Annotated in this window: 22 protein-coding genes; 7 read left to right on the top strand and 15 right to left on the bottom strand. The window is 68.0% G+C overall.

Features of this window, described 5'->3' with window-relative positions; translation table 11 throughout:
- Window positions 1-113: 113 nt before the first annotated feature.
- From J3U95_RS22815 to J3U95_RS22785, 7 genes are all read right to left on the bottom strand, one after another.
- Window positions 114-668 carry a porin family protein gene (locus J3U95_RS22815; protein ID WP_208280928.1) on the bottom strand — a complete coding sequence of 185 codons (555 nt, stop codon included), beginning with the start codon at window positions 666-668 and terminating at the stop codon, window positions 114-116.
- A gap of 247 nt (window positions 669-915) precedes the next feature.
- Window positions 916-1,368 carry a DUF6130 family protein gene (locus J3U95_RS22810; RefSeq protein ID WP_208280926.1) on the bottom strand — a complete coding sequence of 151 codons (453 nt, stop codon included), beginning with the start codon at window positions 1,366-1,368 and terminating at the stop codon, window positions 916-918.
- A gap of 11 nt (window positions 1,369-1,379) precedes the next feature.
- The gene (locus J3U95_RS22805; RefSeq protein ID WP_208280925.1) at window positions 1,380-1,799 is read right to left on the bottom strand and encodes an organic hydroperoxide resistance protein; all 420 of its coding nucleotides are present in this window, start codon (window positions 1,797-1,799) and stop codon (window positions 1,380-1,382) included.
- An 11-nt stretch (window positions 1,800-1,810) separates the two neighbouring features.
- The gene (locus J3U95_RS22800; RefSeq protein ID WP_208280924.1) at window positions 1,811-2,863 is read right to left on the bottom strand and encodes an alpha/beta fold hydrolase; all 1,053 of its coding nucleotides are present in this window, start codon (window positions 2,861-2,863) and stop codon (window positions 1,811-1,813) included.
- 15 nt (window positions 2,864-2,878) lie between these two features.
- The gene (locus J3U95_RS22795; RefSeq protein ID WP_208280923.1) at window positions 2,879-3,616 is read right to left on the bottom strand and encodes an SDR family oxidoreductase; all 738 of its coding nucleotides are present in this window, start codon (window positions 3,614-3,616) and stop codon (window positions 2,879-2,881) included.
- Window positions 3,617-3,650: 34 nt separating this feature from the next.
- The gene (locus J3U95_RS22790; RefSeq protein WP_208280922.1) at window positions 3,651-4,172 is read right to left on the bottom strand and encodes a thioredoxin family protein; all 522 of its coding nucleotides are present in this window, start codon (window positions 4,170-4,172) and stop codon (window positions 3,651-3,653) included.
- 11 nt (window positions 4,173-4,183) lie between these two features.
- Window positions 4,184-4,891, bottom strand: coding sequence for a cytochrome c biogenesis CcdA family protein (locus tag J3U95_RS22785; protein ID WP_208280921.1), 708 nt, complete (start codon window positions 4,889-4,891; stop codon window positions 4,184-4,186).
- Between the two features lie 191 nt (window positions 4,892-5,082).
- On the opposite strand from J3U95_RS22785, the gene J3U95_RS22780 reads away from it, so the two are divergent.
- Both J3U95_RS22780 and J3U95_RS22775 read left to right on the top strand, forming a co-directional pair.
- A complete protein-coding gene (locus J3U95_RS22780) occupies window positions 5,083-5,823 on the top strand; it encodes a response regulator (RefSeq protein ID WP_208280919.1) in 741 nt (246 codons plus the stop codon).
- A complete protein-coding gene (locus tag J3U95_RS22775) occupies window positions 5,820-7,133 on the top strand; it encodes an ATP-binding protein (RefSeq protein WP_208280918.1) in 1,314 nt (437 codons plus the stop codon). The genes J3U95_RS22780 and J3U95_RS22775 overlap by 4 nt, the downstream gene beginning before the upstream one ends.
- Here J3U95_RS22775 and J3U95_RS28785 read toward each other — a convergent pair.
- Entirely contained in the window at window positions 7,130-9,490 is a 2,361-nt protein-coding gene (locus J3U95_RS28785) for an ATP-binding protein (protein WP_208280917.1), read from the bottom strand. The two genes, J3U95_RS22775 and J3U95_RS28785, sit on opposite strands and share 4 nt — an antisense overlap.
- A 36-nt stretch (window positions 9,491-9,526) precedes the next feature.
- Window positions 9,527-10,114 (bottom strand): ligand-binding sensor domain-containing protein, encoded by a 588-nt coding sequence (locus J3U95_RS22765; RefSeq protein ID WP_208280916.1) that lies wholly within the window; start codon window positions 10,112-10,114, stop codon window positions 9,527-9,529.
- 145 nt (window positions 10,115-10,259) lie between these two features.
- On the opposite strand from J3U95_RS22765, the gene J3U95_RS22760 reads away from it, so the two are divergent.
- The 4 genes from J3U95_RS22760 (at window position 10,260) to J3U95_RS22745 (ending at window position 14,288) form a co-directional block, all read left to right on the top strand.
- Window positions 10,260-11,405, top strand: a complete 1,146-nt coding sequence (locus J3U95_RS22760; protein WP_208280915.1) for a fumarylacetoacetate hydrolase family protein — start codon at window positions 10,260-10,262, stop codon at window positions 11,403-11,405.
- An 80-nt stretch (window positions 11,406-11,485) separates the two neighbouring features.
- Window positions 11,486-12,253, top strand: a complete 768-nt coding sequence (locus tag J3U95_RS22755; RefSeq protein ID WP_208280914.1) for a MipA/OmpV family protein — start codon at window positions 11,486-11,488, stop codon at window positions 12,251-12,253.
- A gap of 51 nt (window positions 12,254-12,304) precedes the next feature.
- Complete coding sequence (locus J3U95_RS22750) at window positions 12,305-13,003, top strand: response regulator transcription factor (protein WP_208280913.1); 699 nt, start codon at window positions 12,305-12,307, stop codon at window positions 13,001-13,003.
- Window positions 12,996-14,288, top strand: coding sequence for a sensor histidine kinase (locus tag J3U95_RS22745; RefSeq protein WP_208280912.1), 1,293 nt, complete (start codon window positions 12,996-12,998; stop codon window positions 14,286-14,288). Before J3U95_RS22750 ends, J3U95_RS22745 begins: the two co-directional genes overlap by 8 nt.
- Here the strand turns inward: J3U95_RS22745 and J3U95_RS22740 are convergent.
- The 6 genes from J3U95_RS22740 to J3U95_RS22715 form a co-directional block, all read right to left on the bottom strand.
- Window positions 14,285-14,608 (bottom strand): hypothetical protein, encoded by a 324-nt coding sequence (locus J3U95_RS22740; RefSeq protein ID WP_208280911.1) that lies wholly within the window; start codon window positions 14,606-14,608, stop codon window positions 14,285-14,287. The two genes, J3U95_RS22745 and J3U95_RS22740, sit on opposite strands and share 4 nt — an antisense overlap.
- A 74-nt stretch (window positions 14,609-14,682) precedes the next feature.
- Complete coding sequence (locus J3U95_RS22735; protein WP_208280910.1) at window positions 14,683-15,279, bottom strand: hypothetical protein; 597 nt, start codon at window positions 15,277-15,279, stop codon at window positions 14,683-14,685.
- Between the two features lie 8 nt (window positions 15,280-15,287).
- Window positions 15,288-18,932, bottom strand: coding sequence for a tubulin-like doman-containing protein (locus J3U95_RS22730; RefSeq protein ID WP_208280909.1), 3,645 nt, complete (start codon window positions 18,930-18,932; stop codon window positions 15,288-15,290).
- Between the two features lie 19 nt (window positions 18,933-18,951).
- A complete protein-coding gene (locus tag J3U95_RS22725) occupies window positions 18,952-19,410 on the bottom strand; it encodes a hypothetical protein (RefSeq protein ID WP_208280907.1) in 459 nt (152 codons plus the stop codon).
- A gap of 20 nt (window positions 19,411-19,430) precedes the next feature.
- Window positions 19,431-20,945: a hypothetical protein gene (locus J3U95_RS22720; protein ID WP_370662104.1), complete on the bottom strand. Its 1,515-nt coding sequence runs from the start codon at window positions 20,943-20,945 to the stop codon at window positions 19,431-19,433.
- Window positions 20,942-22,444 (bottom strand): hypothetical protein, encoded by a 1,503-nt coding sequence (locus J3U95_RS22715; RefSeq protein WP_208280906.1) that lies wholly within the window; start codon window positions 22,442-22,444, stop codon window positions 20,942-20,944. Before J3U95_RS22715 ends, J3U95_RS22720 begins: the two co-directional genes overlap by 4 nt.
- 239 nt (window positions 22,445-22,683) lie before the next feature.
- On the opposite strand from J3U95_RS22715, the gene J3U95_RS22710 reads away from it, so the two are divergent.
- Entirely contained in the window at window positions 22,684-23,724 is a 1,041-nt protein-coding gene (locus tag J3U95_RS22710; protein ID WP_208280904.1) for a M29 family metallopeptidase, read from the top strand.
- Window positions 23,725-23,837: the final 113 nt, after the last annotated feature.

The following is a 23,837-nucleotide window of genomic DNA, read 5'->3' as shown; positions in this document are numbered from 1 at the left end:
GTCATGTGCGCACAAGCCGTTGCTGAGCCAGCCGGGACGGATCCCTCTCCCTTGTGCAGGGTCAATGCTGTGAAGCTTAGCCGGCCTTGAACGGGCCGGCTGGCAGGCGCCCCTTAGAAGCCGTACTGCACGCCGACCGATACGACGTCGGCCTTGGCGCCGTTATCCTTCTGCTTGCCGTAACGCTCGTATTCGCCGACCAGCGACACGTTCTGGGTCAGGGCGTACTGCACGCCGATTGCGCCATACAGGCCAGTGTCGCGTTCGGTCCAGTTGGCGTTCATCAAGCCGCCCTTGCGCTCGTTATACGAGGCGCCCAGCTTGCCGTAGGCCGACAGCGCCCCGTTCACCGGCACGGTGTACTTGGCCGCCAGATAGGTGCTGTTGCTCTTGACGAAAGCTTCGGGAGCGCCCGGCAACGAGGTGACGCGATAGTCTTCGCTGCCGAAGCGGGTATGGCCGGCCTCGACCGCCCAGTTCTGGTCGATGTTATAGCCGCCGAAGATCTTGCCGCCGGCCTTCCAGTCGTCGATCGTCTGGTTCTTGGCGCCGGAGACGCTGGCGCCGACGTAGGCGCGCGACGTCGAACCGTCGACCGAAAGGCTCTGGGCTTGTGCGGAACCGATGGCGACCAGGCTGGCCGCGAGAGTGATGAGCAGTTTGTTCATGATGTCCTCTGTTTTTCGTCTGGTTCGCAATTCCTCATTGAATTGCGTAATGGAAAGGTACACCCATGCGTATTTGTAATGAACAGCCCATGCGTAAGCGGTTGTAACGAAACTCGACACAGCCGGCGGACTAACCGTCGGCTACCGGGACTTGTCAGTACGATGCGCGCCATTCACTGCACGATCCGGGCTGATCGGGCATATGCATTTGGTTACCTCTGGATACAAATGTCTGGTGCAGTGATGGTCAATGCCCCTGCTGGCCACCCGCCACCGCCGGCACGACGAACTCTACCGTCTTGCTCGTGATGACCATATGCGTGGGATCGGCCAGTTCGACCAGCACCTCGTGCGGGCCGGGCGGCAGGCCGACCAGGATGATCGGCTCGTTGCTGGCGTCGGCCCAATGCCATGGCGCGCCGTCCACCGTCACGTGCAGGTGGCCGATGCGCGGCGATACGTCGAGGGCGCCCTTGTTATATACCGGCACGATGCGGATGTTCTCGGTGCGGTAGCCGATGAAGACCTGGCCTTTCGCCAGCGGTCCTGGCAGCGGCTGGTCGACGATCAATTTGGGCGCCGCCTCGTTCTCGATCGCCACCACGGCGATCGGGCGGGCGCCGCCGACATCCTTCTCGGCGAAGACCGGCAGGGACAGGGTGGCCGCGAGGCCGAGGATCAGGGTAGAAAGCAGTCGCATGATGTTCTCTCTCAGGCGAGGTTGATCTGGACGTCGATATTGCCGCGCGTCGCCTTCGAATACGGGCAGGTCTGGTGCGCGCTATCGACCAGCGCGCGCGCCGTGTCCTGGTCCACGCCGGGCAGGTGCACGTTCAGGCGCGCCTGCAGGAAGTAGGCGCCGTCGGCATTGCACAGGTCCACTTCGGCGTCGACCGCCAGCCCGGCCGGCAGCTTCACGTCCCGCTTGCCCGCCGCGAGTTTGATCGCGCCGATGAAGCAGGCCGACCAGCCGGCCGCGAACAGCTGCTCGGGATTGGTGCCCGCACCTGTCGAGCCGGGCGAGGACAGCTGTATGTCCAGGCGGCCATCGGCGCTGCGGGCCGCGCCATCGCGCCCACCCGAGGTGGTGTGGGTCTTGCCGGTGTAAAGCACGTTTGCATTGGTGTTCATGGTCGATCTCCTCAAATCCATTTGGCGACATCGAGGATGGCCTGGGCGAAGTCCCGGGGCGCTTCCTGCGGCAGGTTGTGGCCGACACCCTTGGCGAGGTGGCGGTGTTCGTACTTCTTCAAGAACTTTTTGGCGTAGTTCTTCGGGTCCGGATGCGGCGCCCCGTTGGCCTCGCCCTCCATCGTGATGGTCGGCACGGCGACGTCGGGGAATGCCGCCAGGCGCCGCTCGATGTCTTCGTATTGCGGCTCGCTCGGCGCCAGGCCCAGGCGCCAGCGGTAGTTGCTGATCGAGATGGCGACGTGGTCCGGGTTGTCCAGCGACTTGGCGGAGCGGGCGAAGGTCGCGTCGTCGAACTTCCACTCGGGCGACGCCAGCTCCCAGATCAGGCGCGCGAAGGCGTGCGTGTTTTCGCGATAACCGCGTTCGCCGCGCGCCGTAGCGAAGTAATACTGGTACCACCATTGCAGCTCGGCCTTTGGCGCCAGCGGCTGGATATTGCCTTCCTGGCTGCCGATCAGGTAACCGCTGACCGAGACCAGCGCGTTGAAACGCTGCGGCCACAGTGCGGCCAGGGTAGTCGCGATGCGGGCGCCCCAGTCGAAACCGGCGACGATGGCCTGCTCGATCTTCAGTGCGTCGAGGAAGGCCACGGCGTCGGCCGTGAAACTGGCCTGCTGGCCGTTACGCAGCAGGTCGGGCGACAGGAAGCGCGTGCTGCCGTAGCCGCGCAGGTGCGGCACGATCACGCGGTAGCCGGCCGCGACCAGGATCGGCACCACGTCGATGAAGGCGTGGATGTCGTAGGGCCAGCCGTGGAACAGCACGATCGGCTTGCCGGTGCGCGGCCCGACATCGACATACCCGACGTCGAGCACGCCGGCGCGGATCTGACGGATGTCGGTGAAGGTGTTGCTGGCGGGGGAAATCCCGCTGCCGGCGCCTGGACTGGCGCCGGCAGGCGCCGCCTGCGCGGCGCCCATCAGGCTGGCTTGAAAGGCGGCGATGCCCAGCGCCGCCGTGCCCAGGAAACCCCTGCGTTTCAGGTTGGTGGTGTCGTTCATGGCGTTCTCCCCGGATTACAGCGACATGCCGCCGTCGATGGTCAGGCTGGCGCCCGTCATATAGCCCGAGTCCGGGCCGGTCAGGTAGGCCACCAGTCCGCCGATCTCGACCGGCTGGCCGACGCGCTTCACCGGGATCAGGGGCGTGATCATCTCGAGCATGTCGGCCGTCATGTCGGTCGCGATCGGGCCGGGCTGGATGTTGTTGATGGTGATGCCGCGCGGCGCCAGGTCGACCGCCAGGCCCTTGACCATCACCGCCACCGCGCCCTTGGTCATCGAGTACACGCTGGAACCCGGGTGGCTGGTGCGCTCGGCGGCGTTGCTGCCGATGGTGACGATGCGGCCGCCCTCTCCCATATGCGGCAGCGCCGACTTGATCGCCAGGTAGACGCCGCGCACGTTCACGTCGAGCATGCGGTCGAGGTTGTCGATGCTGAATTCGGCCACGTCGGCGATGTGCAGGATGCCGGCGGCGACGACGACGATGTCGATGCGGCCGAAGCGCGCCACGGCCTGGCGCACGGCCGACTGCAGGTCGGCGGCATTGCCGCTGTCGGCCTGGATCGCCAGGGCTGCGCGGCCCTTCTGTTCAATGGCGGCGACCACCTCGTTGGCCTTGGCCGCGGCCGCGGCATAGGTCAGGGCGACGTCGGCGCCCTCTTGCGCCAGGCGCAGGGCGATGCCTGCGCCGATGCCGCGCGAGCCGCCGAAGACGAGTGCGATTTTTGGTTGTGCGGTGATGCTGTTCATGGTGGTTCTCCTTCGTGGGTTGAAAAATGATGGCTTACGCCGCTTCGGCCAGCAGGGCCTGGATCCTGGCTTCGGTCTCCTGGTAGGCGCCTTCGCCGAAGTGCGTGTAGGCGATGCGTCCACGCTTGTCGATCAGGTAGACGGCCGGCCAATACCGGTTCGAATACGCTTCCCAGGTGGCGTAGCGGTTGTCCTGGGCCACCGCATACGGGATGCCGAAGCGCTTGATCGCGGACTGCACGTTCGAGGTCGAGCGTTCGAACGGGTACTCGGGGGTATGCACGCCGACCACGACCAGGCCCTGGTCCTTGTACTTCTCGTGCCAGCGCTTCACATGCGGCAGCGTGCGGATGCAGTTGATGCAGGTGTAGGTCCAGAAGTCGACCAGCACGACCTTGCCGCGCAGGCCCTGCATGGTGAGGGGCTGCGAACCCAGCCACTTGTCGATGCCCGTGAATTCGGGGGCGGTCTGGACCTTGGCGATCGGCGCGCCGTGGGACGAGGCGGCATTGAAGAAAGTGGCGCCGGCCAGCAGCAGGGTGAACAGGCGTTTCATGATGGTTCCTTTCAAAACGAGATGAAGTTGGCGAGGTGGGCGTACAGCAGGACGTCGTACTGGAAATGGATGGCGGCGGCGGTGGCCAGGATCAGCGCGCCGAACAGTTGCTGCAGGCGGTCGGCGTGGCGCGCCACGGCGCGGATCCGGGTGCGGACGAACTGGCCGCCATAGGCGATGACGAGCATCGGGATGCCGGCGCCGATGGCGTACAGCAGCAGCAGACCGACCGAGCGGCCGAGATCCTGGGCCTGGGCCACCAGCACCAGGATCGAGGCCAGCACCGGGCCGGCGCAGGGCGTCCAGACGGCGCCCAGCGACATCCCCAGCAGCAGTCCTCCGAGGTTGCCGGCGCGCTCGGCGCCGCCGGCGGGCATGGCGCGGCTCACCAGGGCGCTCAGGTGGTTCATCAACCACGCATACGGCGCCTTCCACAGCATCGCCACGCCCAGCACGGCCAGGATGGCCAGGCCCGCGTAGCGCAGCGTTTCATGGGCCAGCACGACGTGCTGCGAGGCGCTGGCCAGCAGCATGCCGAGCGCGGCGAAGGAGATGACGAAGCCGGCCACGATGAACAGCGGGCGCGTGTTGCGCTGTCCCTCGGTCCGGTCTTGCAGGGTGCCGCCCAGGACGATGGGCAGGATGGGGAGCACGCAGGGCGAGGCGATGGTCAGCACGCCGCCGAGCAGGGCAAGTGGTGCGTCGATGAGAGTTGGCATGGTACGGTCCTCCTGTTGGGATGACCGTATTGGACCGCCGTGGCGTATCCCGGATGTGTCGGGAATGGGCGTTCTTGCAATGTACTGTACCCGACCCGGGCCCAGATACATTGGCATACAAAAGCAGGCGGCAGTTGAGATATAAAGACGGCACTGCTACTCTTGAACCGACTCCCTGCCAGGTGCCGACCATGGAACATACCGACCATATACTGATCGTCGACGACGACCTCGAGATCCGCGAACTGCTCGCCAGCTACCTGGAAAAACAGGGCATGCGCGCTTCCACCGCCGCCAATGGCCGCCAGATGCGCGCGCTGATGGAACAGCACCAGTTCGACCTGGTGATCCTCGACCTGATGCTGCCGGGCGAGGACGGCCTGACGCTATGCCGCGACCTGCGCGCCGGCAAATGGCGCGCCTTGCCGATCCTGATGCTGACTGCGCGCGACGAAGAGACCGACCGCGTGGTGGGCCTCGAGATGGGCGCCGACGACTACCTGACCAAGCCGTTCGCCGTGCGCGAGCTGTTCGCCCGCATCCGCTCGGTCCTGCGCCGCGCGCGCATGCTGCCGCCGAACTTCGAGGTCAAGGAACCGGGCCGGTTCCTGCTGTTCGGCGACTGGCGGCTTGATACCGTCGGCCGCCACCTGCTCGATTCCGAAGGCACGATGGTGGCCCTGAGCGGCGCCGAATACCGCCTGCTGCGGGTGTTCCTCGAGCACCCGCAGCGTGTGCTGTCGCGCGACCAGTTGCTGAACCTGACCCAGGGCCGCGACGCCGACCTGTTCGACCGCTCGATCGACCTGCTGGTGAGCCGCCTGCGCCAGCGCCTGCAGGACGATGCGCGCGAGCCGCGCTACCTCAAGACCTTGCGCAGCGAAGGCTATGTGTTCTCGTGCGCGGTCGAGGTGGCGGACGGTCAGCCATGAGCTCCCGTTTCCTGCGCTGGCCGCGCACCCTGTTCGTGCGCCTGGTGCTGATCCTGTCGCTCGGCCTGGCGCTGGCGCATGCGCTGTCCTATGTGCTGATCATGAGCGAGCGGCGCGAAGCCACGGTGGGGCTGATGCTCGGCTACCTGGAGCAGGACGTCGCCAGCTCGGTGGCCCTGCTCGACCGCCTGCCAAGCGCCGAGCGCGCCGCCTGGCTGCCGCGCCTGGAGCGCCGCACCTACAGCTTCTCGCTTGGCCCCGGCGACCTGGGCCATCTGCCCGACACCGCGCATGCGCGCCGCATCGCCGCGGCCTTCATGGATGCCATCGGCAAGCAGTACCGGGTCACCGCGCGGGCCGTGCCGGGCCATCCTGACCGGGTGCAGGCGACCGTCATCCTGGGCGACGGCACGCCGCTGACGATCGACATGCGGCCCGCCGGCTTGCCGGTGTCGAACTGGCTGCCCGCCGTGCTGCTCGGCCAGCTGGCCCTGCTGGCGGCCTTCACCTGGGCCGGCGTGCGGCTGGCGACCCGTCCCCTGGCCCGGCTGGCCGACGCCGCCGACAGTCTCGGGCCCGATCTGAAGTCCGAGCCGTTGCCCGAGTCCGGTCCCCAGGAGGTCACGCGCGCGGCGCGCGCCTTCAATGCGATGCAGGCGCGCATCGCCGGCTACATGAGCGAGCGCACCCAGATCCTGGCCGCGATCTCGCACGACTTGCAGACGCCGATCACCCGCATGCGCATGCGCGCCGACATGCTGGACGACGCGGTCCAGCGCGACAAGATGAACCGCGACCTTCATGAAATGGAAGCGCTGGTCAGGGATGGCGTGGCCTATGCGCGCACCCTGCACGGCACCCTGGAAGCGCCGTGCCGCATCGATGCCGACGCCATGCTGTGCAGCCTGGTCGGCGACTACCAGGACGCGGGGCGCGCCGTGAACCTGCGCGGCAAGGCCGGCACTTCCATGGCGACCCGTCCCCACGCGCTCAAGCGCATCCTCGGCAACCTGGTCGACAATGGCCTCAAGTATGCGGGCGCGGTCGAAGTCAGTGTCGGGCAGGCCGAGGCCGGCGAGCTCGCGATCCTGGTGCGCGATTTCGGTCCCGGCATTCCCGAGGAAGAGCTGGAGAAGGTGTTCGAACCGTTCTATCGCCTGGAAGCCTCGCGCAATCGCGATACCGGCGGCACCGGGCTGGGCCTGGCGATCGCGCGCCAACTGGCGGCCACGCTGGACGGCACGCTGGCACTGGCGAATCACCCCGACGGCGGGCTGGAAGCCAGGCTGGTGATCCGCGACCTGGCCTAGGCCTGACCGGCGGCGAGCGGCACGGTCAGGCGCACCGTCGTGCCGCGTCCGGCTCTGCTATCCACGGTGAGCTGCCCGCCGATCTGGGCCGCCCGCTCGCGCATCCCGACCAGGCCCCAGTGCCCGTCGCGCCTGCCGGCCTGCAGCACCGCCTCCGCAATGCCGCCGCCGTCGTCGGCCACCTCCAGCGCCAGCCGGCGCCGGCCATACGTCAAGCGCACGTCGATGCGCGCGGCGCCTGCGTGGCGGAAGGCATTGCGCATCGCCTCGCGCGCGATCTCGGCGACTTCCTCGGCCAGCGCCGGCGCCAGCCGCACGGCGCTGCCGTCGACCTCGAAGCCGGCCGCCACCCCGGGATGGTCGTCCTGCAGCCTGCGCAGCGCATCGTCGATCACGCAGTCCAGAGTGACGTTGTCGCTCATGCGCAGTTCCTGCAAGCGGTCGCGACCCTCGGCGATGGCCTGGTCGGCTTCGTCCAGCACCTGTTCCAGGCGAGTGCGCGCCCGGTCTCCATTCGGCATGGCGCGCACCACGGTATCCAGGCGCAGGGCCAGCGCCTCGACCGTCTGCAGGAAGGAATCGTGCAGGGTACGCGCGATGCGTTCGCGCTCGGCGGTGCGCATCCGCAGGCGCTCGGCCACGCGCCGCGTCAGGTGGCGCACCCGATAGCGGTACAGAGAATAGCCCAGCGCCAGCGCCGCCAGCGCGCACGCGAGCTGGAATGGACGGCTTTCGAACAGGGTCGGCGCGATCTCCAGGTCGAGGGACGCGGTATTGGCGCTGGCCACGCCGTCCTCGTTGCGCGCCCGTACCTGGAAGCGGTAGGCGCCCGGCGCCACGTTCGTGTACCAGGCGGCGCGCCGGTTGCCGGCGTCCTGCCAGTCGCGGTCGACGCCATCCAGGCGGTACTCGAAGCGCAGGCCGTGTGGACGGCGCAGGCCGAGGGCGGTGAACGCGATGCCGAAGTCGTTCGATCCCGCCGGCAAGGACAGCGCTCCGGCAGCGGCAACGGCCACGCCGCCGGCCTCGGCGCCGAGGATCGCAACCTGCGGCGCGTGTCCGTTGCGCGACGAAGGCGTGTTGTCGATACTGACCACGCCGCCCGATGTCACGAGCCAGATCCGCCCTCCACCATCGGACATCGCGGTGGGCATGCGGATCTCGGTCATCGCCTTGCCGGTGTAGCCGTCCTGCACGCCGTACTGCCGGTAGCGCAGCGGCAGGCCGGGGTCGACCATGCTGCGCCGCCAATCCTGGGCGCGCACGTGCACCGCGCCACCCGCGCCATTGAGCCAGCGGTCGCCCTCGGGCGTGACGTGCATGCCGGTGACGTTGCGCAGCACGTCCGGATCCTGGGCGCGCAAGAGCTGCACCCGGCCGTCCTTGAGCACGCCCATGCCGCGCGCGCCGCTGATCGTGACGTCGCCTTCGGCGAAGATGCGCGATGCCATGCCCACCGCGGACGCATCGTAGGCCTGCCTGACGCCATTGTCGTAGAAGACCAGTTGACCGTCGGTCAGGCCCAGCCACTGCTGGCCCGGCCTGGCGCCGGCCGACGACACGTTGATATTAGGCGGCAGCGGAAAGGCGCTGCGCGGCAGCCACTTGCCATCGACCAGACCCATCAGGCCGGTTGGAGAGGAATACATCCATAACACCTTGCCGTCGTGCCCCATGCCGCCAAGACGCAAGGCGGCCGGCTTGCCATCCGGTCCCTGCGGGAACGGTATCCGTTCGACCGTGCCGCGATAGCGCACCTCGATGCCATGCGTACCGGCCAGCATCAGCGCGCCCCGGTGGTCGTTGGCGACCATCGTCGCATGCTGTCCGCGCTCGACCTGCGGCGCGCGGCCGGGCGCGATGCGCCACAAGGCGCCATTGGTGCGGTCGGCGGCCCAGACCACGCCATCGGTATCGCGCGCCAGGGTGAAGTAGTAGCCAGCCCCCGACAGGGGCGAGCGATGTACCCGCTGCTCGCGGAAGCGGTCCAGGCCATGCTGGGTCGCGACCCAGACATTGCCTTCAACGTCTTCGAGGATGTGCCCAGGATCGTCGCCCGACAAAGGCGGAGAAGCGACGACTTCGGCCTCGCCCCGTGCGGCGTCGAAGGCGGTATCCGGCAACGTGCCGGCGCCATAGCGCAGGCGCAGTCCACGGTCGGCGCCGAGCGACCACAGCGTGCCGTCCCGGTCGAACAGTCCCCCGGGGCGTGTTTCGGTGCGATTGAACCCTTCCGGTGGCGGCAACACGCGGCCATCCGGTGCTCCTGGCAGCAGCGCCATCCTGCCCCCGTCCGCCAGCCACAGGCGGCCATCGGGCGACATCGCGAAGAACCCGCCATGCTTGGCGACGCGCACGAAGCGGCCACGCTGGCGGTCCAGGCGCCAGGCGCCCTAACGATCCGACGCCCACATCTGCCCATACTGGTCGACCAGCATATTGTGCATTCCCCCCGCCTCCGGCACGCCGTCGAACGGAACCGGCACCCAGCGCTTGCCGTCGAAGCGGTGCACGCCGCTGTACGCGCCGATCCAGATGCTGCCATCGACGTCGATGGCCGTGGACAGGATCGGGCCGAGCGACGGCCCGGTGTCGGGCAGCTCTTCCAGGCGGCCGTCCGGATGCAGCATCGACATGCCGAAGCCGGCATAGGTGATCGTCAACCTGCCGTCGCGCTCCGCGCCCAGCGCGGCGATGCGGTCGTGGGCCAGCATGCCGCGCCGCGGAAGCTCCACGCGCGTAAAACGCAAGCCGTCGAAGCGGTACAAGCCATCGTAGGCGCCGAGCCATAACCAGCCGTCGGGCGTCTGCGCCATCGCCGTGATCCGTGACGGCGCGCCATCCAGCACGGTCCAGCTGGTGTGATGGGTATTGGCCAGGCCGACCTCACGGTCCAGCGCCCATGCCGGCAGGCCGGATGACAACAGGCACAGGGTCCAGAAGCTGTTCAACAGGAGTGACGGCAGGGATAGGCGGGGCATGGCTTTCAGGTAATTCCTACTTGTGGTAGCAGAATTTAATACCGGAAATATACCTCATGCGTGGATATGCATGGCAAGTAATGCACGACAACCTGGCGACATCGCCTCGCTACGATGCCGGCTCGTTCACCATCTGGAGTCCACCATGTTCCGCCTTCGTACCCTTCTTTCCTGCGTCAGCCTGGCCCTCACCGCGGCCAGCGCCTCGGCAGCGCCGCCAGCCGACGCCGGCCCTGCACTGGCGCCCCTCGCGCAGGCCCATACCTTCGCCCAGGTGCGCCAGGGGGAGCGGGTCCACACCCTGCTGGCATTGACGCTGGGCGCCGGCAAGCTCACGGCGATCGACCTGAGCGCGGCCAGCGGCCTGTATAGCCCGGATGCCTTCGACGTCATCAAACGATTCGATGCCGCCGCCCTCGATGGCCTGGCGCAGCAGGCGCAAGGAACCGTCAGCCATCCGCTCGAGCGCCTGCTCGGCGTGGGGCCGCGCGGCCTGGCCCACATCGCCGCCGGCACCAACTACCCGGCGCACGGCGAAGAGGTCGGCATGCACGAGGCCTTCCTGTTCCCCAAGCTGTCCTCGGCCGGCGGTCCCCGCTCCACGGTCGCCGCCGCCCCCGGCGCCCTGCTGGACTACGAGGTGGAAGTCTGTGCGCGCTTCGACCGCGAACTGCGCTCGGGCGCCGATTTCGACGCCGCCCGCAAGGGTTTCTTCCTGTGCGGGGATTTCTCGGACCGCGCCACGCTGGTGCGCAATATCGATCTGCGCAATCCAGCCTCCGGCGACGGCTTCGCCGACGCCAAGAGCGGGCCGGACCGCTTCCCCGCCGGCGCCCTGCTGGTGGTGCCGCGCGACTGGAAGGCCTTCCTGCAGGGCGTCACCATCGCGACCCACGTCGACGGCCGGCAGCGCCAGCAAGCGAATGCCGGCGACATGATCAAGGACCTGCGCGCGATCGTGACCGAGACGCTGGACGAGGCGTCAAGCCGCACCTGGTCGTATGCGGGCGGCCGCATCCCGATGGTCGCACGAAAGGCGATCGGCACCGAGAGCGCGGTGCTGACCGGCACCGGCGACGGCGTGGTGTTCCAGGAGCCCGAGCCGGACGTGATCAAGGCGGTGATGGGCGCAAAGGACCGCGCCGCGCAACTGGCGCAGATCGAGCGCTACCTGGCCGGCGAGGCTGCCAAACGCATCTATCTGCAGCCCGGCAACCGGGTGCGCCATTCGAGCAACTACCTCGGCTGGATCGACGCCACCGTCATCGCGGCCGGCGCGCCTTCAAAGTAAGCCACCGCGCCAACGACATTTCATCGACACGCCTGCCGCATAGTGCAGGCATGCATTCACGACCATCGACAGGACCATTCATGAAGCCTCTCTTCCTCTTCGCTACCCTTCTTGCCGCCTCCAGCCTCGCCAGCGCCCAGCAACCGTCCCGCTGGGGCCTGGGCGTCGGCGCCGCCGTCTCGGACTCGGTGTACGCCGGCGAAGGCACGCGCATCACGCCCTTCCCGCTCGTGACCTACCAAGGCGAGCACTTTTACTGGCGCGGCATCGGTGGCGGCGCCCATCTCGTCAAGCGCGGCGGCTTCGCGCTCGACGCCACCTTGTCGGCCCGCTTCGACGGCATCGACCGGGACGATTTCGGCGTGACTGAATTGGCCGAGCGCGGCATCGACCGCAATCTGCTGGAAGACCGCGACGATGCCTTCGACCTGGGCCTCGCCGCCAGCTGGCGCGGCGCCATGGGCCAGCTCGACCTGGGCGTCAAGGGCGATGTCACCAGCACCAGCAAGGGTTACGAAGCCAGCCTGACCTATGGCTATCCGGTCCAGTGGGGCGCCACGCGGATCACGCCGAACGTCGGCGTCTCGCACCTGTCGAAAAAGCTGGCCAATTATTACTACGGCACGCTGCCCGAGGAAGTCGCGCGCGGCGTGGCGGATTACCGGCCTGGCAGCGCGGCGGTGGCCCGTATCGGCGTCGACGTGGTGCGCCCGTTCGCCGGCAACTGGGTCTTCATCGGCAACGTCGGCTACCGCAAGCTGCCGACGAAGCTGTCGGACAGTCCGCTGGTGGAGAAGGACAAGGACGGCTCGGTGTCGGCCTTCATCGGCTTCAGCCGCGGCTTCTAGGGTTTTGGTGCGATACTGCTCCGGCCCTTTCAACCGACCTCGTTGCGCCCCATGATCAAGCAGCCCCTGAGCATACTCATCATCGAAGACAACGCCGGCCTGGCGGCGAACATCTACGACTACCTGGAAGCCTGCGGGCACCATCCCGACGCGGCGCCGGATGGCGAATCCGGCCTGGGGCTCTTGGGCATCAACCGCTACGACGCCATCGTCCTCGACTGGATGATGCCGCGCATGGACGGCATGACCATGCTGGGGCGGCTGCGCCAGGAGATGAAGTCGCGGATACCGGTGATCGTTCTCACCGCGAAGGACCAGCTCGAACACAAGCTGCACGGCTTCCTGACCGGGGCCGACGACTACGTGGTCAAGCCGGTGGCGCTGGCGGAGCTGGAAATCCGCCTGCGCGTGCTGGTGCAGCGCACTCGCGGCGCCGTGGACGAATCGCAGGTGCTGGAGGTGGCCGACCTGCGCTTCGACCTCGGCACGCTCGAAGTGAGCCGCGCCGGCAAGGTGCTGGCGATGACGCCGGTGCGGCGCCAGCTGCTCGAACTGCTGATGCGCCGCTCGCCCGCGCTGGTGCGGCGCGAAGAGCTCGAAACCCTGATCTGGAAGGACGACGTGCCCGACAACGATGTCCTGCGCTCGCACATGCACATGCTGCGCAAGGCGGTCGACGGCGAGTCGCCGCGCAAGCTGCTCAAGACGATCGCGGGCAGCGGCTATCGGCTGGGGCTGTCGGATGAATAAGCGCAACCGCGGCATGTCCAGCCTGCAGCGCAAGATCAGCGCGGTGTTCGTCCTGTTCTTCCTGGTGATGGCGCTGGGCCTGACCGTCCAGGGCAACCTGAGCCAGCACCTGATCGTGCATCCCCTGTGGGAGGAACTGCTGGAATCGAGCACCGCCCAGATGCTCGCGGACGGCAGGCCGGCGCCCGCCGGAAAGCCGCCGCCGACGGGCCTGATCCGCGGCTGGCGCCTGGGCGCGGGGCCGATTCCGGCCGACATGCCGCCCTATTTCGCCAAGCTGCAGCCCGGCTACTACGACGAGGAGCGGATGGACAGCTACGAGTCGGATCTCAGCCATGCGGTGCTGGTGACGCCGGTGGGCGACGGTGAACGCATCGTGATGGCGGTCGACATCACCGACCTGGAAAACTACCAGAACAATATGGCCCTGGTCAGCGTGCTGATCGCGGTGCTGAGCGGCGCGATGATCGCCGGTTCGATCGCCTGGGTCTATCGCAGCCTGCGGCGGCCGATGGGCGTGCTGGCAGAGCGGATGGAGGAACTCGATCCCGAGCAGCCATCGCAGCGCCTGGCGACCGACTTCGCCCTGAGCGAACTGCACGACATCGCCGTCATCGTGAACGGCCACCTGGAACGGGTCGAGCGCTTCATCGAGCGCGAACGCAGCCTGCTCGACCAGGCCAGCCATGAATTCCGCACGCCGATCGCCGTCATCGCCGGCGCCGTCGACGTGCTCAAGCTGCACGACCTGCCGCCGGCCGCCGAGGCCCCGCTGGCGCGCATCGAATCGACCGCCGAGAACCTCACCGAGATCATGGCGGCGCTGCTGTTCCTGTCGCGCGAGGACGGCAAGGCGCCGCTGGAGACCACGCGGCTCGATGCGCTGGTGCTGACGCTGATCGACGACCACCGGCATCTACTCGATGGCAAGGACGCGCACTTCGTCGTCGAAGCTTTGGCCCCCCTGACGGTGAACAGCCCGGAAGCGATCGTGCGCATCGTGGTGGGCAATCTGCTGCGTAACGCGGCAGAGAACAGCTACCAGGGCGCCATCCGCGTCAAGCTGAGCGGGGGGCGCCTGAGCATCCAGGACAGTGGCGCAGGCTTCGACACGGTGGCCGCGGCGCGGCACTATACGCAGGCGCTGCGCAAGTCGGCCAAGCAGGGAGGCGGCCAGGGTCTGCGATTGTTCCTGACGCGCCGGGTGTGCGAGCGCTTCGGCTGGACGTTGACGATCTCGTCCAACCCCGCGCACGGCACGCTCGCGGAAATGAAGTTTATTTAGTCGTCTTCCTTCATCTCGTCCGCTTTCTCCTGGATCTTCTCGCCGGCGCGTTCCACCGACTTGCCGACTTCCTCGGTCGCGCGATCCAGGCCGCGGCTGGCTTCCTCGGTCGCGTCCCTGACCTTGTCGCGCGCCTCGTCGACCGCGTCATCGACCCTGGCCAGTTCATCCTTCACCGAATCGGTCACCTTGGCGCTGGCCTCGTCCATCGCCTTGCCGATGCGTTCCGCCGGGCCGGCGCCGTCCTCGTCGCGGCTGCAGCCGGCCAGCGCCATGAGCATCACCGGCACCAGCAGCGCCCCGGTCATGGTTGCCTTCATTCCCTACTCCTTGCGGTTTTCTCAACGCTTTGCATGATACACGGCGTCACCGGGCGTGGATGTCCTTACAGGATTCAGCCGCCGCGCTTCGGATCGGCCAGCGGATGGCTGCGCCGGCGCCGTTCCTCGCGAGTGCAGGCTGCGGCTGCGGCATTGAGCGCATCCTGCACCTTGCGCAGCTGCTCTTCGCTGGCGCGCGTCTTGCGCAGCGCGGTCAACTCGTCCTGCGCCTGTTTCGGCTTGCATTCCTTCGCCAGGGCGATCGCCGCGCTCATACGCCGTTCGATGCGCGCCTGGGTCGGCTTGGTCAGCATCCAGGCCAGCCACAGGATACCGAGCGCGATCAGCCACCAGCGCAGGCGGATCGGCTTGCGCGCCGGCGCGGCCGGCCGGGGCGCAGCGTTGGGGCGAATCGGTGGCGGCACTGGCGGCACCGACGGCCTGGGCGGTGGTGGCGGTGGCGGAATTGGCGCCGCAGGCGCCGGAACAGGCGCCGGCGGCGGGACGAAGACCGGCTCCGGCCGTTTCGCCAACTCTGGCGCGGGGGGTGCGATCGGCGCGGCGACGGGCCGCTGCGCCGTGCCGCACCACGGACAGAAATCGACCCGGCGCGGAAAGGCGCGTCCGCAGCCGACGTTCACGCAGCGGTGCAGGGACTGTGCTTGCTCCATGCCTGTTCCTAATCCGGATCCGGCACGCCGTCGTCGGGATCGGGTATCCCATCATCCCGTGTCCGGCCAAGCGCAGCCGCTAGTTCCGGCAGCTCGCCCACCGTGCTCCACTTGCCGATCTTCGGATGCCAGCGCATGTCCCAGGCGCGGGTGGCGTGATCGATCTCGCCGCGCGCGGCCTGCTCCGCGATCTCGTCGACCGTGAACGGCCCGCGCTGGGCGCCGCCGACGAACAGCTTGAAGCGTGGCGTGGTGGTCGGCAGCGGCGTCGGCGCGACGGGACGCTGTGCCAGCGCCTGCGCCGCCGCTTCCTCGTCCGCCAGCAGCGCCGGCAGGATCACGCGCTTGTCGAGTGTGCGCTCGACTTCCCAGCTATAGGCATCCTGGCTCGATCCGGGAACGACCTCGGTCCAGCGCTCGACATGGCCCAGCAGGGCGTCGATGCGCGCCGGCCCCAGGGCCGGGTCCAGCGCCTGCGCGCGCCGGAACCAGCTGTCGTACAGTCGGCGCGCGGTGATATTCGGCAGCGAAGGCGATGGCAACTGGGCGCCCGTCTCGTCGACTTCCAGGCGCGGTTCGTACACGCGCAGCTGGTAGTAACGCATCAGGGCCGCCAGCAGCATCAGCCGCTGCGGGCCGAGATGCGCCAGGCGCGCCTGGACGGCCGCGACGATCCCCTCGCGATAATAGGGCGGCAGGCCGTTGGAGCGGATCGCGAACTCGTTGCCGACCTGGAGCCATTCGCCGGAACCGGCTTCGACCTCGAACAGGTACTGGCCGCGCGGCTGGAAAGCCGCCTCGCGGTCGCCCAGCTCTGGTTTACGCCGGATGACGCCCAGCGCGATCGCCTGCAAATACCACTCGTAATCGTCGGCCAGACGTCCCAGCTCGTCCATCGACGGCGAGATCGGATGGCGAAAACGCGTGGCGTCGAAGTGCAGGTGGGTCGGGATCTTCGGGTTCTCGATCTGGTACGAGGCGCGCCAGGTCGGCAGGCCGCGCAGCACCGTCATCGGATAGCCGGACAGCTCGATATAGCACACCGCCCTGCCGCTCACTCCGGTGTTGACGATCGAGACCAGCTCGCCATGGAAGTAACCGGTCGGCACCGCGGCGCGGATCTCGGCCTCCATGCGCCGCCACGCGATCGGGTCACCCACGCCGATGAAGCACTTGAACTGGTCGGCGTTCGGCGTAAACTCGGCCGAAAAGCGCGCATTCACCCACGGCATCGCGCTGCGGATCCACTCGGCGAAAATGCGCTGGCGCGCCTGCGGCGACAGGCTGGATAAACGTTCGAGCAGCGGATCGGCGCTCTCCTGCTGCTCCAGATCCTGGCTGGACAGCTGCAACTGCGCGCGGCGGAACAGCTTGAGCAGCAGCTCGGCGCGCAGGCGTTCGTCGCCCAGCTGCGGAAACAGGCGCGCCGAACCGCCGAATTCGAGCAGCACTTCCTCGCTCCAGATGCTGGTGTCGCCAGTGAGCGCTACCTTCGCCGGCGTCGTATCAACGCCGAGCTTGATCGTGGTCGCATGCTCCTGCCGCGCGTCGGCGCGCAGCTGCATGATGCGCTGGTCGACTGCCCCGAGCATCGCCTGCACGGCGCGCCGGCCCTCCTGGAACTCGCCGGCGATGCCGCTCCACTGCGCGTGGCCCTGTTCGTCGGTCGATTGCGGATCGCCCAGCCAGCCGGATAGGGAACGCATCACCTCGATCGACTGGCCGGCCGCCACCGCGAGCAGGTGGAAGCGCAGGTAGTCGGCCAGGTCGCGCTTGAGGTGGCCCATCACTTCGCGCGCCTGCGGTTCCTTGCCGAACAGGCGGCCGGCGGCCTGGCCCAGGTTGTTCAGCGATTCCTCGACCTGGCGCGTGCGCAGCGCGTCGCGGATGTCGCGGTAGCGACGTCCATTGCGTTCGGCATGGGCCAGGTCGCGCTGCGCCAGGCGCGCCTTGACCTGCTCCAGCAGCGACAGCACGAATTCCAGTCCGCCCTGGCGGCGGTCGTCGAGCAGGGCGTACAGGCGCTCGCGCACCCTTCCCTTCAGGCGGCTGGTCAGTTCGCCGGTATGGCGCTTGATGCGGTCCTCGCTGGTCTCGGCGGTGGCGCCGGCCTCCCGGATCGCGTCGCGCTCGAGCTGCGGCAGCAGTTCGGACACTTTTTCGCGCCACAGCTTGATGTCGTAGGACGCCATGATGCGGTCCATCTCGAGCTGGACACGGCTTTCCACGCGCTCGAGCAGCGAGCGGCCGTCGCGGTCCTGCAGCAGCGCGGTCGTCAACGCATACTCGGTGAATGGCGTGACGTCCACCGACCCCTTGCGCAGGTCGGGGAACTCGTCGAATGGCCGCTCGGCCATCTCCATCTGCTCGCGCATGAAGGCGTCGCGTTCGGCGTCGCCGGCGCGCCGCGCCGCATTGTTCCCACTTACGCCATCGGTGCCGGCCAGGCCGAAGAACGCCTTCACCATCAGCGCCGCCAGCTCATAGGCGCGGATGTCCTCATGCAGGCTTTGCTGGGTGTCGAGCACCGACTGGCCGAAGCTCGAATACACCTTCGAGTACGACAGCCGCATGTCGCCGAAGCGCGCCTCGGGCACGCGCGGGTTGTACGGTCCCAGCTTGTGCTGCTGCTGGTTGACCGCCACCGAGCGCTTGCGGTTGGCGAAGTCGGCCGAGGCGAAGTCTTCGAACAGCGTGTCGGCCACCATCTGGTAGACGTCCTTGACGTCGAGCGTGGCCTTGTTGGCCAGGTTGGCGGTGTCGACGAAATACACGTCGTCGTAGGGAGCACCGCGGCCCGCGATGCTGTCCGGGTCGAGCCACGTGATATTGGCGTTCATGTCGCGCATCGCCGTCTCGAGTTCCATCAGCGTGGCGTAGGCATTGGCCTCGGTGCGCTCCTTGTTGGCCTTGGCGAAACCGGAAGGCATCAACAGCACCAGGTCGACCTGGCTGTCGGACACTTCCTGGCGCGCGATCGCCTTCGACAGCCAGCCCAGGTCGAGCACGCTGCCGGCGCCGGTGCCGCCGGCGGCGGAGGCGATGACCACGATGCGGAACTTCGAGGTATCGACCTGCAGCCCGAGACGCTGGTAGTTTTCCTTGCGCTCGATGCCGGCATTGCTGCTCAGGTAATTCAGCGCGCCCTTGATGCGGCCGCGCAGCTTCGGGTATTTGTCGAACAGGTAGAGCCGCGCCAGCGCGCGGATCTGACCCGCGCCTTTCGACGGATCGATGCCGAGCGAGCGCAGCTTCTTGGGCCGCAGCGGCATCCAGCTCTCGATCAGCGGAAAGCGCGCCAGGCTGTCATCGGACTCGTGGTATTGCGGCAGGTCGAGCGCTTCGACCAGGCGTTCCTCGTCGCTCAGGCGCACCAGCTCGTACCAGGGATCGGTGCGCTGCGATTTTCCTTCGTCGATGACGGCATTGTTATCGAGGTCGAAGTGCAGGAAGCGCGCCACCGGGAAGTCGGCGATCGATTCGACCCGGGTCGGATGGCGCCGGTTCCAGACCGCCGACAGGATGCGGCGTCGGATGCGCATCATGACTTCCATGCCGGTGCCGCCAGCGCCGATGAACAGGGTCGGCCGCAGGTCGACCTTCAGTTCGGCCGGGCGGGCGTTGACGCTCGATGGGTTCGGGAATTCTGCCATGGTGTAAGAACTCCCCTTATTAACGACGACCGATGAACAGCGAGGCGACCAGCGCCACCAGGCCCACCGCCACCAGCGGGCCGGTGACGGCGAAGGTCAGGAAACGGCTGGCATTGATGATGGCCAGCACCGCCGCCGCCGACAGGAAGCCGAGGCCGACGAACAGCAACCAGCCCGCATTGCCGGCCGAGGAAGGCGCCACGCGCTTCTTCACCAGGTGGTGCACATAGGCGCCGCGCACGAAGAAGTAGACGCTGATCAGGATCAGGAACACGATGCCGCCGATCGCCAGGTCGCGGTCCGAGGTGTCGGCGACCGGCAAGGTGTGAGGATCGACCGGCATCACCTCGACCGGGCGGCTGGCGGTATCGGGTAAAGTCTGCGGCAACGAGTCCTGCGGCGAGGCCGCTTCTTCCGGCAGCTTGAAGCCGGGATCGGCGGGCGATGGAGCATCTGTCGGTGGCTGGGTTGCCTGCATGGCGATTTCCTTTCTTGTATTCAGCGGCCGAGCCGCACCTGCGCGCCTTCGCGCACATCGAGCAGCCGATGGCCGAACAGCGTTGTCTTCAGTTGCGCGACCTGCTCGCCATGGCGGTCATGGATCGCCTGGGTGGTGCCGGCGCGGCCGCGCATCGTGCGTATCTCCTCGTCCACCGTCACTTGCACCTTGCGCGGCCGCGCCCAGGCCCAGGCGGCAGCCGCGAGCAGCGCCAGGAGCGCGAGCAAGGCGCCGACCAGCGCCAGCAGCGGCCCCATGCCGTAATGGACGCGCACCTCCAGCGGCAGCACCGCCGTCGACGCCTGCACCCGCGCCGGCGGAATGAAGATGTCCGGCAGCGGATCGCCCGGGAACAGCGCCGCCATGCGCTGGCGGAAGGCCTGCGACAGCGCCAGCTGCTGGTCGGCCAGGTGCAGCTCGATCCTGCCCGGCAGCACGTAGGCGGAGCCGGCGGACTTGAGCGCGGCCAGCGACCATTTATCCGGAATCTGCGCCACCGGCAGCGCCATGCTGGAACCCAGCGGCGCCGGCTGACCGGGCGCCAGCGCGCGCACGCGCCGGGTATCGAGCGCGATCGGATGGCTCTCGCCGGCAAGCAGCGAGCGCGCGCTCAGGGTGGCGGAGCCGATCGTGTACGGATACATCGTGTTTTCCAGGTTCCATTCGATGCGCGCCTGCGGCGTGCGCGCATCGGGCGCGACGTCTGCGCGCAGCACGCCGCGCGCGTCCGAGGCGAACGACACGCCGGGCGCATTGACGACGCGGCGCGGCGCCAGCCGCACCGTGTCGCGGTCGAGCGGCTTGAGGCGCGCCGGCGGCTCGGTGATCACTTGCGCGATGCGTCCGGAGGCCAGCAACGCATCGAGCGCCGCCGCGCCTTGCGGTCCGACGGCGAAGGCATACACCATCAGGCCGTTCGCGCTGTAATGCTTGCCCGCTACCTGCATGCGCAGCGGGAAAGCCAGCGCCTTCGTGATCGCGTCGCCGCCGTGGATCAGCGCATAGAATTCGCGGTTGCGGGTGGCCGTGGCCTGGTCGTTGTCGGGGCTGTTGCGGTTGTTCGTCACCAGCCAGACGATGCCTGGCTGACCCTTGAGCACCTGCCCCGTGGCGGCGCGCACCGCTTCGCCCAGGTCGGTGTCGGCCAGCGCGGCGCCTCCCGGCTTGCGCGCCGTGTCCAGGCTGGCGATGGCCTGCGCCACGCGCGCGCGGACCGGTTCCTCGCCCGCCTTGAACGACAGCAGCGCGCGCGGCGACGGCGCGCCCTCCCGGGCCTGATTGAAGCTCGCCAGCACCAGCGCGTCTCCCGGCTGGACCACGCTGCCCGCCAGCGCCGCCACCAGCGGCTTGAAGGGCGACTTGGGATCGCTGTAGAACGGCTCCATCCAGCCCGAGTTCTGCACCAGGAAGACGTGCGGGATGGGCTGTGAAGCGGCCTGCGCGCACAGAGACACGCCGGCCAGCAGGGCCGCCGCCAGTGGACGTGCGATCGTCTTCATCATCGTCGTGATCACAACGGCTCGTCCAGGCGCCAGCCGCGCATCTGGTTCCAGTCCGGATGGTGCAGCCACAGGCAGCCGCCCGCCACCACCGGCACGCATTCGAGCGGACGGGAAAGGCGCGCGATCTCGTCCAGGATCACGTTGCGGCGCCCGATCCATTCGACGGTGGTGCGCGGAATGACGCGCGCATCCTCTCCGATCCCCAGGGCTTCTTCGGCGCGGAAGTTCGCCTTGTGGAAGCGCAGCACCAGGCCGCTCGGCTGGCTGCGGTTATTGTTAAAGCTGCGCAGCAGCGGCAGCACCAGCGTGTCGTCGTGGTGCGGGTCTTCGACGTGTTCGTTCGACCACGGCTCGTCCAGCACCGGATGCCCGCGCCGGAACAGGAAGTTGGCGAAGCCCAGGCGCGCGCCGTCGATCGCCATGCGCGCCGGCAGGCGGTCAGTGCCGGCGCCGAGTTCGAGGTAGGAATAACCCTGGCCATCGTGCCCGATCTGCCACAGGCGGCCGTCGCGGCTCTGGGTCGGCCCGCCGAAGTCCAGGCGTGGTTGCCAGTGCAGCGGCCATGGCGAAAATTGCGGCGCCTCGCCCGGGCGCCAGGTGAGCTGGCCCTGGGCGTGCAGCCAGAACAGGCGGCCGTCGTAGCCGAGCGGACGGCTCCAGCCGGCGGCCGGCGCATCGGGGCAGGCATATTCCTGCACTTCATCGAGGTCGAGGCGCATGCTCCACAAGCGCACGGCATCGACGCCGCCCGCGAGGCAGGCCAGGTGGCGCCGCATGAGGCCGGGCGCCGCCACGATGGGCGCGACCAGCACGCTCTCGGTGCGGTAGGTTTCGCTGACCGGATCGATCCAGAGGCGCTGCAGGCCGTCCAGGCCGGGGACCACGCCGGCCTCGCCGCGGCGCGCATCCAGCGCCGGGATCCAGGCATGGCTGGATGAGGTAAACACCAGGCTGGCGGCGCCCGCTTCGGGCGTGAGCACATGCCAGCTGCCGCCCAGCGGATCCCAATACTGCAGCACGCCGCGGGTGTGGGCCAGCGCCAGCAGGCGTTCGCCGGGAAAGCCGAAGCCGGCGGCGGCGAACACCGAACAGGCATTCGGCGGCGCCGGCATGGTCAGGTCGCAGCGGCCCGGTGTCGGTGCGGCCGGGCGTTCTTCGAGGCTGTCGCCGAGCGGCGTCGAGGTGACCGGCAAGCCGTGGGGCACGTGGCGCGGAAGCAGGTCGTCGCCGCCCGGCCCCCACCATCCGCGCGCTCGCGCCGGCGCGCCGCCGAGGCGCAACAGCGGGCGCCCGCAGCGCGGGCAATAGGCGAATCCTTCCGGATAAATTGGCGAACAGCGGCAATCGAGGGGCAGCGAGGCGCCGAGCACGTGGGCGACATCGGGCAGGCGCTGGCGCGCACGGCCCTGCCAGTCGACCGGCCCCAGGCCCTCGCTGGCGAGCAGGGCGAATTCGCCGCTTGCCTCGTCTTCCTGCCAGATGCTGGCAGGCGTTTCCCATCTGTACGCCATTGCTGCCTTTCGCTCTGCCAAATAATTTGTCGAAACACGACCCGCGGGCCGCGTCATTGCTATTGCTCAAATGATAGCTCCGTGAACTGCCGCGCGGCGCGCCGTTCACGAGGTAGCGTCGCGCGATCCCGGACGCATCAATAATCGAACTCATCGCCTGCCCTGGCGGGAACTTTCGGCCGACATACGTATAATGACCGCCTGCCTTTCCACCCTCTATTGCGCTTTCCGATTCCGCCATGACCGCTGCCGATCCCCACGCCGACCTCCCTTCGCACGCCGTCGATGCCGCCGCAAGGCATCTAGCCGACGTGCTGACGATCGCGCTCGAACACGGTCCGGGGGAGCGCGCGCTGGTGGTGTACGACACCCGCACCGGACTTTCCCGCGCGCTGCTCGAGGGCTACCGGCGCAACCTGCCGGATGCGACTTTCATCGACTTCGACGCCGTGACGCCGGAAGCGGTGCTGGCGGCCTTCGGCACGATGACGGCGGGCGACCTTGTCGTGCTGCTGCAATCGTCGAACTTCCGCCTCGACGGCTTTCGCATGCGGGTCGAGCTGTTCAAGCTCGACCTGAAAGTGATCGAGCACGTGCACCTGTCGCGCATGCCGGGCATCCAGGGCGAGCACTACATCGACGCCCTGGCCTACGACCCCGCCTATTTCCGCGGCACCGGCCGCGCGCTCAAGGAACGCATCGACCGCGCGCCGCACGGCCGCGTGGTCGGCGGCGGCGAGACGCTCACCTTCGCCTCGCCGTTCGAGCCGGCCAAACTGAACATCGGCGACTACAGCGACATGAAGAACGTCGGCGGCCAGTTCCCGATCGGCGAAGTGTTCACCGAAGCGCTCCACCTCGAAGCCGTGCACGGCCGGGTGCAGATCCACGTGTTCGGCGACACCAGCTACCGCTCGAACCGCCCGGACGTGCCGGTGACCCTGGTGATCGAGGCCGGCCGCGTGGTCGCCACCGAGAACGCGACGCCGGCCTTCCAGCAGGTGCTGGACAATATCCGCGCCGACGAGGGTGAAGTCTGGGTGCGCGAGCTGGGCTTCGGCCTGAACCGCGCCTTCACGCGCGAGCTGCGGGTGGACGACATCGGCACCTACGAGCGCATGTGCGGCATCCACCTGTCGCTCGGGGCCAAGCATGGCGTGTACCCGAAACCCGGCTTCAAGCGCAAGGATGCGCGCTACCACATCGACGTGTTCGCGGTGACCGACGCGGTCTGGCTGGGCGATGAAAGGGTGTACCAGGACGGGCGCTGGCTGGCCTGATACGCGCACCTGTCAATACGGTGTTGCAAAAGCCGGCCTTCGGCGCGGCTGTCACACCGAATATTTCAGGATTTTTACAAATCCCCTGAGCAGTTGATTAATATCAGGATTAG

Origin of the sequence: Massilia oculi (genome assembly GCF_017582745.1) — a bacterium.
Lineage (GTDB): Bacteria > Pseudomonadota > Gammaproteobacteria > Burkholderiales > Burkholderiaceae_D > Telluria > Telluria oculi_A.
The sequence above is the reverse complement of the archived record's forward strand: the minus strand, read 5'-3'. Positions and strand labels throughout refer to the sequence as shown.